We start from the raw sequence: 13,215 nt of genomic DNA on the forward strand, positions 1-13,215 counted from the left end.
TTCAAATAATTTTGCTGTCTTTGTTTGCTTTCTTCCAAATCAATGAAATTATCACAGTTGGTATTGGTTTTGGTAACCCAGTTAATGCTGGATTAATTGCAGGACTAATTGTTGGTGATGTGAAATTAGGTTTGGCCGTAGGAGCAACATTGCAGTTAATGATATTAGGTGTCGGTACTTTTGGTGGTGCTTCGATTCCTGATTATGCCACTGGAGCAATCATAGGTACTGCAATTGCGCATATTTCAGGAAAAGGCATTAACTATGGTATTGGTGTTGCTATTCCAGTTGGTCTATTGATGGTGCAACTTGATATTTTGGCTCGTTTTACTAATACCTACTTTGCACACAGAATAGATAAGGCAATCGATCGTAACGATGATAAAGCTGTTGTACGAAATAGTCTTTATGGCGCTATTCCGTGGGGGCTTTCAAGATCAGTTCCTGTACTGTTAGTGTTGATTTTTGGTGAAGCATTTGTCAAAAATGTACTGAACTATATGCCACAGTGGTTAATGGGTGGATTAAAATCTGCCGGAAGCATGTTACCAGCAGTTGGTATTGCTATCTTAATGCATTATTTGCCTATTAAAAAATTTGGTGCATATATGATTTTTGGCTTTGTAGCCGCTGCTTATTTAAACATACCGATGCTTGGTGTTGCACTTGTCGGAGTCGGCTTTGCCATTAATCATTATAATTCTATTATTCATGATAAAAACCAGTCTGGTAGCGGTAATGGGTTAAATACAGAAAAAGCTGCTGAAATGAGTGTTGATGATAAAGGAGTAATTACAGGTGATGAAGAATAATACTACAGAAAAAACTCCGACAACGCAGAGTCATAAGTTAACTAAAAAAGATATTCGTAGCGCTAATTTACGCTGGATTTTTACCTCTGCACTAAGCTGGAACTACGAAACTATGATGGCTCCAGGCTATGTTGGTTCACAAATGCCAATTTTACGTAAGTTATATGGTGATAAGCCTGAAGATATGAAGAAAATGATGCGTGTGCAGTCCGAGTACTTTAATACCAGTCCGCATATGGGCTCCATTATCCAAGGTGTCGACATTGCCCTAGAAGAAAAAGAGGGTATTGATTCAGTTGATGGTATAAGAGGTGTTAAAACTGGCCTTATGGGACCATTTGCTGCTGTAGGTGACACCTTATTAGGTACCGTTCAATCCACTATTTTTGGTGCGATTGCATCATATATGGCTCTTAAAGGTAACCCGTTTGGTGCTATTTTATGGATGGTTGCATTAGGTATTATCTACATTTGGTCTTATACTTGGATGCCATTTGCCTATAAACAAGGGGTCAACCTAGTTACTTCAATGAGTTCTAAGCTTAACGCATTGACTGACTCAGCAACCCTGCTAGGAGTGACGGTTGTAGGAGCTTTGATTCCAACTGTTATTACTTTAAAAATCCCGTTAATCTTTAGAGCTGGAAAAGTTTCAATGAAGTTGCAGGATATTTTTAATCAGATAATGCCATCATTGTTGCCAGTTTTACTAGTTGCCTTTATTTATTGGCTGCTAGATCGTAAACATATGAACTCTACTAGAGCAACTTGGTTTGTTTTAGTATTGGCTATTATTTTATTCAATTTAAAAATTGTTGCATAAAACATAGAAATTTAAATATAGTCAGATTATCTGCTGAAAAAAGCCTGTTGCAAAAATAAGCAGGTAAATTGAGAAAACGCGGATGGATTGACAATAATGATACAACCGTATTTTCTTTGATTTACAAAAGAATATTTGATAGCATAATTGCAAAAAATGCTGTAATAGCAGATTATGTTTAGATTATCAGGTTCTAAAGTTTATATTTTTAAAACAAATTTTAATAGCACCTGTATAATAACCAAATATGAAAGATGAGAAGATAAAATAAAATGGCTAATATCAGACAGGTAGCTCAATTGGCAGGTGTTTCGGCTGGTACAGTTTCACGAATCTTAAATAATGACACTTCCCTAAGTGTAACTGATCAAACGCGTATAAAAGTTTTGGCAGCTACTAAAAAGTTGAATTATCATACAAAAAATAAAAGTAAAAAGAGTCCCGTCATTGGCGTGCTGACAACTATGAATTTAGACCAAGTAGCAGAATATACATATTATCAGCAAATAAAGCAGGGGATTATTGAAGAACTAAAAAAAGAGAAAATGACGTTAAGTTCGATCTACTATTTGAATAAATCTTTGGACAGTTCATTTTGGGACCGATTATATTATTGGGACGGCGTAATTGTTATTGGTAGTTTATCCGAATCAGCCATTACTGAATTAAAAAAATTGAACTCTAATATTGTAATTATTGAGGCAAGATATAAAAGTAATTCAGTAAAACTAGTTAATGCTAATTTAACTGCTGGGGTAAAAGAAGCTTTAGCACAGCTTGAAAAGTTTGCTCAAACTAATATCGTATATGTTGGCGGTCCGCGTTATATGACTAACTTGCAAGGAGAAAAAACTCAGGCAAAAGGTGAAGTTCGTTTAAATTGTTACCGAGAGTGGATGAAGCTGCATGATCAGGATGAATGCTCAATCAGTACTTCTGGTTGGAGTATTGAAGATGGGGTTCAAGCTGGCAAACAAATTGTCCAATTACCTATTTTTCCTAAGGGAATTTTGGCTGGAAATGACCAAATAGCAATCGGAATAATGAGAGAATTGTACACAAAAGGCTTTCGTGCTCCTGAAGATTACCATATTATTGGATTCGATAATATTCAAATGTCCAAATATTATATTCCAAGATTATCATCAGTTTCAGTTCCGGAAAAGGACTTAGGTACAACTGCTGTCCATTTAATTAGAGAAGATATATTAGAGAATAAGTCGCGTGCTGCTACTACGCTACTGGAAGTTGAACTAATTTTGCGAGAAAGTACTGGTAATTAGTTTGGGAGGAAAAAATGGAAAATTATTATCCTGAGCAGTTAAGTGGAGATCAAACGAAGATTTTACTCACAAATCCTGATCGTGGTTTTCGCTTTGAAGTTTATTTGGATGTAAAAACGGGTAAAAGCATATATGAATATGCGGAGGAAGATGCTATTTCCGTATTAAAAAGAGAAGCATCACTGTATACAGATGATCAGCCACAAATAGTACAAGTCTATTTTTACTTAACAGGTTACCAGCATGCCCCTTTAGATGCACAAGCTTTTGACCATATGAATGCATTTTTTGAGGAGCTGGCTAAATTAAATTTAAAAGCATTACTTCGTTTTGCTTATATTTCTGAAGATAAAAGACCTTATAGACAGGCTCCTAGTTTGCAGAGAATACAGCAACATTTGGAGCAATTATCTGGCTGGCTCCAGGAACATCGCCAGCAAATTCATGCTTTGCAGGCAGGCATTATTGGACCTTGGGGAGAATGGTCTGCCCATGCTCGAGAAACAACTGATGAATCAGCAATTCTGCATAGTTTGCTGTTAAATTCTCCTCAGGATCTAACTGTACAGGTACGTTACTTAAATATAAAAAATCGCAATATAGGTGCTGCTGAAAAAGAGAATGAACAACGAATTGGTTTTCATGATGACTTTTTAATTGGCATTGGACATGAGTGGAACACAGCGGGTAAAAATTATGATTCAAATGAGTATCAACAATTAATAAGAGATTCAAAAAAAACAATTGTTGATGGCGAAAGTATCTGGCTATTTGCCAATCCTATGTATTTAAAAACAAAATACGTAGATCCTGAATTGACCACACAAAGAATGGTTGAAAATCATTTTACTACCTTAAGTATTGCGCATAATTACCATGAGATAAAAACTAATTCATATTATAATGTGACTTTAGAAAATGAATTAAAAAGAACTGGCAAACCCGAGGGTCTAAAATTTCCTCAAATGGGCTCATTTGAATATTGGAAACATGTCCCTGTTACGCCAGATTTACTAGATAAAAAGAACTGGCCTTATCAAAAATCATGGTTTTTGAACCAAAAGAATCAGACAATTGAACGTAATTATTTTGAATATTTACGTGATTATTTAGGCTACCGTTTAGAAGTTAAACAAATAAGTTATAACTCCACTTTAAATGCTGCCATTTATCTCACACTGAAGAATACCGGTTTTGCCGCTCCTCTGGCTTTGCAGAAAATAGAGTTATTTGCTGCAGATCAACAACAGAATATTATTGGTAAAGCTTTCGTGGAAAAAAGTGCTTTACAAACTAACCGAGAAGTAACTACAGTTATTCCATTGACTAAATCTGAACAGCCTGACAAAGTCGGCGTTAAATTACTTGCCACTAATGGTAGTACGGCACGTCTGGCTAATGAGTGTCAGTGGGCAGATGGCATCAACTGGTTTAAATTATGACTGAGGGGATCATCATGAAAAAAGTATTTAAAAAATCAACTTTAATAGCTGTATTTTTAGGACTGTTTCTTTTACAAAGCCAGCAAAGTTTATCTTCAGTAAAGGCTGTAGCCGTTACTGGATATGATGAAAAGCCCTTAACCGAGCAGCAAAATCAAGAAATGGCAAACAATACCGATCGCGGCTTTCGGTTAGAGTTAAATTTAAATGTTAAAACCGGCATGGGACTATGGAGCAATGCGGATAAAACAGGAATAGCGCAAATGAAAAATGCGACAGCTACATTTGCTGATGATAATCCGCGACTTGCACAAGTATATTTTTATCTGACTGATTATAAAAATAAGCCACTAGATAAAACTGCCTTTAATAATATGAATCAATATTTCAAAAAGTTAAAGCAAAACCATTTACAGGCTGTATTACGTTTTGCATATATTTGGGATGATGCTCATCCCAAATCTCAGGAACCTACAACTGAGCAAGTGGTTGCACATATTAAGCAGCTAGCTCCTTGGATTGCTCAGCATCGCGATCAAATAGCTAATTTACAAGCTGGATTTATTGGAGCTTGGGGGGAATGGGATAGCGGAGCACGCAGTCGCATGAATGAAAAAGCAATTCTGCAGGCATTATTAGCTAATACCCCTAAAGACTTATTTATCCAAGTCAGATATTACAACATCAAGTCGCGGAATATTGATCCGCAGAGTTCTGACTGGCAAAGAGTTGGATTTCATGATGATTACTTGATTGGTCGCCCTCACGAGTGGAATACCGCAGGTGCAGATCCTAATTCTGCTGAATGGAAGGCGATGGCAGAACAATCTCAGACTGTACCGGTTGACGGTGAAATGATTTGGGGTTCTGCCAATGCATCAGACAATAACGGTCAGTTAATTTCTGCACCACTGATTGCTCACCGCCTTGCAGTTGATCATTTTACTTCATTGAGTATAGCTCATAATTACAAAGAAGATGGCAAGGACTATTCTTTGAGTTCTTGGAAACGGCAATTAGTAACACCAACTCTTTTAGAGCAATATAAATTACCGTATCAAAAATCATGGTTTAAAGACACTAATGATAATGAAATAAGCCGTTCTTGGTATGAATATATTAGGGATTATCTGGGTTACCGATTAGCAGTTAAAGATATTAGCTATCAAGCAGATGAGAAGAGTATTGACTATCAAGTTAATTTAACTAATTATGGCCTGGCTGCTCCTGTTTTAATTAATAAAGCAGAATTGGTATTACTGAATGCATCTAAAAAGGCAGTGGCTACTAAAGAAATAACAGATGTTGCACATTTGCAATCGCTTCAAGTTTTGCCAATTGAATGGCAAGTAGACAAAGCGCTGGTCAAAAAAGCAAAATATTTAGCTTTCAAGTTTACTGGCTATAGTAATACAGGAAACCGCTTGGCAAACAATATAGCTTTTGCTAAGGGATATAATTATTTGCTGACACTTAAATAAATAGTTATAAAAAGACAAAAACCAATAAATTACATTTCAAAACGATAATTTATCGGTTTTTTATTTACGATAAAAATTAAAGACAAAATTTACTTATTTTTTTTGATCCCAATTAGCATTGATGCATTGTGTCGAGCTTGTTTTAAAGCAAATTTTACTATTACACGCAAAGCAAAGAAAAGCATTTTGTTAATGGGCACTTGGTTCTATTCATGATTCCCTTTGTGCTAGTTGTTGAAGCTCAAAATTTAGGGGGGGATAACTACCGCTAGTGGCGATCATACTATGATTTTCTTGAGATTAATATTAGTTATTTTGACAGCAGTATATTGCGCAAACAAGAAAGAAACTTATGACAATTTAAACTCCCAGGAAGGCTGTATTTTTAGTTTGCAAAATCGGGAAGTTTTAGGTGATCCACAAATTTATTTAGTTTATATTCTCAATTTTGTGGCTATTTTTGTTTTTTAAGAATAAATAATAATGGGTAAATTGTAAAATGAAGTTATTTCTAGTTATGCCGCATTAGCAGCTTCTTTTTTATTAGTAGAATAAACTACCTTTACTATTGTTACCAAAACAATTAAACAAGTTACACATAATAGTGTTAATGCGATAGTAATACCGAGCGAAGCAGTAATTGTAGTAAAAATAGTTGTTACAACTGGTACAGTCACAACTAAAATAGTGTTAAGCATTCCCATAGTTGATGACAAAATATTTTTATCAACAGCTTCAACAAGCCACTGCGTTAATTTAGGGCTAGCTGTACCAATAAATACTGCAAGGCTTGCCATGATAGGTAGGCAAATAAAAATATTTTTAATAAGCATTGTACCAATAACTGCGATACTTAGAACTGTTGAAATAATTGCGATAGTGAATAATGACATTTTCTTGAATAATTTTGTGCCTACAATACTACCAAGTGCCATACCAGCAGTCATTACACCTCCTATTAGAGCAATCGTGAAACTGTAAGTTCCAATGACCATAGAAGACTTATTACCAGCGATTACGATTGAAATTAAAGGCTCAATTGTTCCTAAGACTCCATTTAGTAAGGCAATTACTAGAACGACCGACAATAATCCCTTTGCTTTTTTTACTTGTTTGAATGATAAAGCAATTGTTTTAAAGAAGCCCTCTTCATTAACTGAAGTAGCTTCTTCTTGAGGACGAGTCTTGTAATAATTGCGACCGACGCTGGCAAAAAGGACACCTGCTGCTAGAAATGTTAAGGCATTGAAGATTGCTAGGCTTGAATAAGACATGAAAAGTAATAAACCAGAGCCAATGAATTGTGCAATCATATTGATAATACCGTTGATTCCACTAACAAATCCTTCAGCTTCAGCAACTTCATCATTTCCAACAATGTTAACAATTAGAGGCATTTGAAGGCCACCAGAGTATGAACCGGCAATATCTGACACTAAGTTAATGCCAATAACAGCTAAAACTAGGTTCCAGCCAGCAAAACCACTAGCGAAAAGTAAGCCGACGATTAGATAGAGTCCAAAGCGTATAACTGCTAACCAAACCATTAACTTGAATTTGTTTTTTGTACGGTCAGCTAAATATCCACTAAGAACTTGAAAAATTTGAGGTACTGATTCTGAAATTGAAATCAATGAAATAGCCAAGGCGTAATTTCTTAATTTACTTGCATAAGTAATAAGTGCTAAGTAAAACAAAATATTGCCTGCACCAGATAAAAAACTGGCGATTGTAAATTTTCTATAATCCTTATTCTTTATAAAAATGTCCATAATTTATAACTCCTAAATCAAATTTTATATATATTAAGTTATAACTTGGATATAATAAGGATTATCAAAAATGTCACATTTGAATGTTAAACGCCAAATTCGAATGAAATTAAGGAGGGGCACTAATGACAATAGGACAATTGCTAAAGCAATATCGAATTGAGAGCTCGAAAACACAAAAAGAATGGGCTGGTAATACGATTAGTACATCATATTATTCAAAAGTTGAAAAAGATCAGCATAGAATTACAGCTGAGGATTTGATTGCATTATTGCGTGCTAATAACATTAAATTGTGGGAATTTTTTGGCAAGCTTAGTCAAGAAGATAAAGTAAGATATGACGAAAACAGAGATATTGGCGAGGCAATGAATGAAGCGTTTTATCATAATGATAAGGATCAGCTTAAGGATATTAAAAATGTTATTGCAAATAGCGAAATAGCTGATAAAGAAGATCAGTTGTTATTTATAAATGCAGTTATAGCCTTAGTTGGTAATCATAACGTAGAAAATCTTGATGAAAAAGATCAAATTGAGTTGAAAGAAAAGATTTTTAATATTTCTGATTTTGACGAAAGTAAATTGGCTCTATATTGTAACTTTATGACACTTTATGATCTTGATAACAATTTGTTAATAAGTCGGCGAGTAATTACACAATTTCGCTATTCGGGGAATTCGAATGTTCAAGAAACAATATTAGCAATAGTGATTAACATTTTATTTATGTGTATTGAGGAAAATAGATATAAAGAAACAGAATTTTTTATTCAAGTAGCTGATCAAATTAGTACTAAGCCGAACTTGTTTTTTTATAAAAACTGCATTTTTATACTTAAAAATATAGTGAATTATCACTATGAAAGAAAGGATGAGTATTTAAATAAGGCTCGAAGGGCAATTGATCACATTAGTTCGTTGGGCATGCCGGAGTATAGTAAAGATGTGAAAGGTTTTTTTGATAAATATGGAAGAAATTAAAAAAGGTGTATTTGATATTTAGAATTCAAATACGCTTTTTAGTGTCTTCGGTTAAATCGGTAAACTATAAAGTTTAATAGAACTCAGAATGTAAAAAAGCTCGAAAGCTAAAAAACTTTCGGGCTTTTAGTCTAAATTCTATTTTTAGCAAAGCTTATTAATATAAAAATCCTTTGTAGTGATGCTTGGTTAACTTTTTAGCAAGTTTAGCTGAGCGATACCAGTGGGAGGTATTATGTATGCTCGTTCCATCAATTGTGTTTGCAATTGATAATACTTGGTGACCCTTAAGTTTAGAACAGTTGAAAAATTCACCGCCGTTTTCACCCCAGCCACCGTCTTCGCCATCATCACCAGTATCTGGTATGCCGATTTCAGCAGGTTCATTCCATTGCTTTACATTTAACCAAGTAATACCTTTTTGTTTCTGATAGCCGGGGATGAATATCCAATTAGCTCTTTCAAAATCTGGTTTATCGTGAGGTATATATTTATGTATTACGTTAGGTTGAAATTCATTTAAAGTATACGTTGTTTTAGTTATTTTTACTTTACTAAGATCTTTTTCAAACCCGTTAGTATAATACTGGTACCAAGTTCCGCGCATGTTTTTAGGAAAAACAGTAGGGACTTCTTTTGCTTGAACGGTATTCGTTGTGTTACATACACTTCCGACGCCAACAACTACACTGATTAATGTTAACACTGTGATAATTTTTTTCTTTAATTCCATTTTATTTTTCCTCCCCACTTTTACTACTAACCTATATTATATACCACTATATAATAATATGAATAAAGTAATAACAATAAAATTGCTAAGTTATCTATTTAGCAGATTCATTTGCACACATAATGATCAATATTTTTAAAAAATACCATACGAAAAAATAAAAAAGTCGAATGTGACACTTTTTAACTTGTCTCACCCCTTGAAGGTATTATCTGTATAAGAAAAAGATTAAATTATAGGAGAAAAGCAAATGATTAAATTTAATATTCGTGGTGGTTTTGGTGATTCTACTAAACCTGATGTAAATATCCGTGAGCAAGATAACCTTTACTTGGCGGTAAATTCAAAATGGTTGCAGGAGAATCCTGTTCCTGCAAGTCAGCCGTGGATTGATGGTTTTGACATAGCAGAACAGCAAACGCGTAAACACCTTTTAAAAGATTTTTCTGCTTTTGTTGCTGGTAAAAAACCAGTTCCTCAAGTTAAGAACTTTAACAAAGCAGTTGAATTTTACCGTGTAGCTGAGGATGAAGAAAAAAGAGCCGCTGACGGTGCCGCGCCAATTAAGGAAGACTTGACCTTTTTAACCGGACTCGACAATTTAGCAGATATCAATAAGAACTTGGCGAATTTGTTGCTAGCCGACAACTTGCCATTTAAATTTGAAGTGGAACCAGATTTTAAGGATGCACAACTAAATATTGTCACTTTTTACCGGCAAAATTTGATTTTGTCCGATACCAGTTATTATGGTAATGAAAAAACCGCTAACTTGCTTGATGTTTGGCAAAAGCAAACCGTTAATTTGCTGGTAATGAGTGGTGTTCAGCAGGATAAAGCTGAGCAATACGCCGCAGGAGCAGTTACGCTGGATCAGCGTTTGGCCCAGGTCTATCAATCAGCAGAATATAATTCTGAGATTGAAAACATATATCATCCAGTGAGTGTGACAGAATTTGAAAACCATAGTAAAAATATTCATTTAGCTGCTTTGCTGAAAGAAACCGGACTTGAAGCCGCTAAGAAAGTTAATGTTACTGAACCAGGCTATTTAGATAAATTTGATGAATTGTTTAATGAAGAACATTTTGCTGAATTAAAAGGCTGGCTAATCGGGTATTTTATTAATCAAGCGGCACGGTATTTGTCACATGAATTTCGAAAAGCAAGATTACCACTAAGAAAAGCAATGTACGGAGTAGATTCTTTAGATGAAGATGAGCGCTTTTCTTATGATGAGACGGTCAGATTATTTGGTGATGTCATTGGCCAATACTATGGCGAAAAATACTTAGGTGCTGAAGCCAAAGCCGATGCTACTAAAATCGTTAAAAATATGATTGCGGTTTACCAAGATCATTTAAAAAAGAATTCTTGGCTGTCAGATACAACTAAGAAAAAGGCGCTAAAGAAGCTAGACACTTTAGTCTTAAAAATCGGTTATCCAGAGCATGTTCAAAGATTTTATGACGAGTTCAAAGTAACGCCAACTACAGAAGGCGGCAGTTTATATAGTAATGTTAAAGCAAATAGTCAAATTAAACTTAAGGATAACTTTGCGGATGTCAACAGACCGGTTGATCAATCACTTTGGATGATGTCGGCGGTAGAACCAAATGCTTGCTATAATCCGCCAAGTAATGACATTACTTTCCCAGCACTTTTACTCCAAAAGCCTTTTTATGACCTACATCAGGATCGTGCAGCTAATTATGGTGGTTTTGGTACAGTTGTAGGACATGAAATTTCGCATGCGTTTGACAACAACGGCTCGCAGTTTGATGAGTTGGGTAATATGAAAAACTGGTGGACTGACGAAGACCAGGCTGAATTTAATAAAAGAATCAAAGCTGAAATTAAGCTGTTTGATGGCGTTGAAGTTGGTACAAGCAAAATCAATGGTAAATTAACAGTTTCAGAAAATATTGGTGATCAGGGTGGTCTAACAGTGGCCGTTGCGGCTAATAAGCAAGAAGGTGGAGACGCTAAAACCTTGTTTGAAAACTATGCGCGAATTTGGGCAACAAACGCTAAGCCTGAATTTTGGCAATTAATCGCCGCTTCTGATGTTCATGCTCTTTCCCAGGCTCGAGCAAATGTGCAGGCCCAATGTCAAGATGAGTTTTATCAAGCTTTCAATGTTAAAGAAGGAGACGGTATGTGGCTTGATCCGGATAAGCGGGTACAAGTCTGGTAATTACACTTGAGAGCAGCTACAAGCTCTATAAACTAATTGCTTTTAAGTGAACGTAGTCCCTGATTTTGTGCTAAAACAGACATAAGTTTAGAACTCTATATTAGTAAATATAAAATAGGGAGGAAAAGTAATGAAAAATATTAGAGTAGCAATTACTATACTAGCAGTTGTCTTGTGGCTTGTTGTCATTGGTATTTTCGCAGTTGCCATTGCTAAAAATCAATTGTGGAATTTGGGACCGGTTATTACACATAATAGGCCACAAAATGCTCTGGGCTGGTTGATTATTGCTGCCGCTGCAGTAACGGCAGTTAGCGTGATTTTAAAACTCACAAGTAATAAAGAGTAGTAGTACTTTTCTAAAAACAGAATGTACACTAAGAAAAAACAATAAATTAAAGGACTAATTCCAACTGTTTTTGTAGGTAATTAGTCCTTTTTGTGTTCTCGAGATACTAAAAAATTAGCTGGACTGGGGTGCTATAATCAGCCATTTCACTGAAAAGGCATTCAAAAAAAGCTTGACTTTGTTTGGGAAGCGCATACAATATGTTTTGTAAGGTTTAGTTAACCGGTTAACTAAATTCTTAATTATTTGATTATTACTTTTGATGGAGGAGCTGATTAAAAACTATCCCGTAAGATTTGTTGGGTAGGTATTAGTTTTAAGCTGGGATGATGCAACTGTTTATGTTCAAGCTTTTGTCTAAGGATATGCATTGCAACCTTGCCAATAGAATAAGAATCTTGATGAATACAGCTAATTGGCGGAGTCATTACTTGCATCCAGTCAAATTCTTCATAAGTTGCAACACCATAATCTTTTGGATAAGAGTAATGCAATTGCTGCATTGCCTGAAGTAAACGCAAAAGTACGCGAGCATTCATACAGAAAAAGCCAATTTTAGTGTCAGTATTTTGTTGCATAATTGTATTGATATTTTCAGTAAATTGTCGATATTCAATATCTTTACCGTGATGAGGTACAGCAATTAAATGATTGAGCGTCGAATATTTTGTAGCTTTAATGAACCCTTCATAGCGCTGAGTTCTTGTACTGATGTTTTGGAATGGCCAGGTGACAAAATAGAGATTATCGTAACCCTGTTTTTGCATTTCACCAACCATTCCTTGTACGGAAGTCATATTATCAGTAGCGACTGTATCAATGATTAGGTTATTAGATTCGCGGTCGACCATAACAGTATTCTGGTTTGATAGGGATTCATAGATTGGACTATCTGGATTAACAGGGTCAACAATAATTCCCGCAACACCTTCATTTTGTAACCGCGTAATATTATCAATTTCTTTTTGTTCACTGTTATCAGCATTGGTAAACAATACACGATAATGATAATTATCACATTGTTCAAAAATTCCTGATAGTACCTGTGAAGTAAAGGGATTGGTGATGTCGGCAATAGAAACACCAATGGTTTTGTTTTCATTTTTTGCTAAATTTCGAGCAGTAGAATTAGGACGAAAATTAGTGTCGTTAATTATTTGACTTAAATTCTTACGTGTTTCTAAAGACATGTGATCGTAGTTGCCGTTAAGAAAATTTGAAACGGTGGCTGTTGATACATTGGCCATAGTAGCAATGTCTCTAATTGTTAGTTTTCCCATAGTTATTTCCCCAATAATTTATATATATATTTAGTATATCGTATTTTTTATTAGAAAAAG

The 13,215-nt window shown here is 35.0% G+C and carries 11 protein-coding genes; 8 read left to right on the plus strand and 3 right to left on the minus strand.

Going from position 1 to position 13,215, the window contains the following annotated elements; genetic code table 11:
- The 5 genes from H3R25_RS08290 to H3R25_RS08310 all read left to right on the plus strand — a co-directional run.
- The coding region (locus H3R25_RS08290) for a PTS sugar transporter subunit IIC (protein ID WP_198194980.1) at positions 1–812 on the plus strand (812 nt) is incomplete at its 5' end.
- Positions 802–1,635, plus strand: a complete 834-nt coding sequence (locus tag H3R25_RS08295) for a PTS system mannose/fructose/sorbose family transporter subunit IID (protein ID WP_074426137.1) — start codon at positions 802–804, stop codon at positions 1,633–1,635. The genes H3R25_RS08290 and H3R25_RS08295, both read left to right, overlap by 11 nt.
- 272 nt (positions 1,636–1,907) lie before the next feature.
- Positions 1,908–2,918 carry a LacI family DNA-binding transcriptional regulator gene (locus H3R25_RS08300; protein WP_074426136.1) on the plus strand — a complete coding sequence of 337 codons (1,011 nt, stop codon included), beginning with the start codon at positions 1,908–1,910 and terminating at the stop codon, positions 2,916–2,918.
- A gap of 14 nt (positions 2,919–2,932) precedes the next feature.
- Positions 2,933–4,360, plus strand: coding sequence for a DUF4874 domain-containing protein (locus tag H3R25_RS08305; RefSeq protein WP_198194982.1), 1,428 nt, complete (start codon positions 2,933–2,935; stop codon positions 4,358–4,360).
- Positions 4,361–4,374: 14 nt separating this feature from the next.
- Positions 4,375–5,841 carry a DUF4874 domain-containing protein gene (locus H3R25_RS08310; protein ID WP_198194984.1) on the plus strand — a complete coding sequence of 489 codons (1,467 nt, stop codon included), beginning with the start codon at positions 4,375–4,377 and terminating at the stop codon, positions 5,839–5,841.
- 515 nt (positions 5,842–6,356) lie between these two features.
- On the opposite strand, the gene H3R25_RS08315 is transcribed toward H3R25_RS08310, so the two are convergent.
- On the minus strand, positions 6,357–7,613 hold the full coding sequence (locus H3R25_RS08315; protein WP_198194986.1) for an MFS transporter: 1,257 nt from the start codon (positions 7,611–7,613) through the stop codon (positions 6,357–6,359).
- Between the two features lie 125 nt (positions 7,614–7,738).
- Here H3R25_RS08315 and H3R25_RS08320 point away from each other — a divergent pair, with 125 nt between their 5' ends.
- A complete protein-coding gene (locus tag H3R25_RS08320) occupies positions 7,739–8,596 on the plus strand; it encodes a helix-turn-helix domain-containing protein (protein ID WP_046305745.1) in 858 nt (285 codons plus the stop codon).
- A gap of 157 nt (positions 8,597–8,753) precedes the next feature.
- Here H3R25_RS08320 and H3R25_RS08325 read toward each other — a convergent pair whose 3' ends face one another.
- Positions 8,754–9,329: a hypothetical protein gene (locus H3R25_RS08325; protein ID WP_198194987.1), complete on the minus strand. Its 576-nt coding sequence runs from the start codon at positions 9,327–9,329 to the stop codon at positions 8,754–8,756.
- A 250-nt stretch (positions 9,330–9,579) separates the two neighbouring features.
- Between H3R25_RS08325 and H3R25_RS08330 the strand changes: the two genes are divergently transcribed.
- A complete protein-coding gene (locus H3R25_RS08330) occupies positions 9,580–11,526 on the plus strand; it encodes a M13-type metalloendopeptidase (RefSeq protein WP_198194988.1) in 1,947 nt (648 codons plus the stop codon).
- A gap of 130 nt (positions 11,527–11,656) precedes the next feature.
- Positions 11,657–11,875 carry a hypothetical protein gene (locus tag H3R25_RS08335; RefSeq protein ID WP_187158183.1) on the plus strand — a complete coding sequence of 73 codons (219 nt, stop codon included), beginning with the start codon at positions 11,657–11,659 and terminating at the stop codon, positions 11,873–11,875.
- Positions 11,876–12,150: 275 nt separating this feature from the next.
- Here H3R25_RS08335 and H3R25_RS08340 read toward each other — a convergent pair whose 3' ends face one another.
- Positions 12,151–13,155: a LacI family DNA-binding transcriptional regulator gene (locus tag H3R25_RS08340; RefSeq protein ID WP_122033933.1), complete on the minus strand. Its 1,005-nt coding sequence runs from the start codon at positions 13,153–13,155 to the stop codon at positions 12,151–12,153.
- Positions 13,156–13,215: the final 60 nt, after the last annotated feature.

Origin of the sequence: Lactobacillus sp. M0390 (genome assembly GCF_016102085.1) — a bacterium.
In the GTDB taxonomy this organism is placed as follows: domain Bacteria; phylum Bacillota; class Bacilli; order Lactobacillales; family Lactobacillaceae; genus Lactobacillus; species Lactobacillus apis.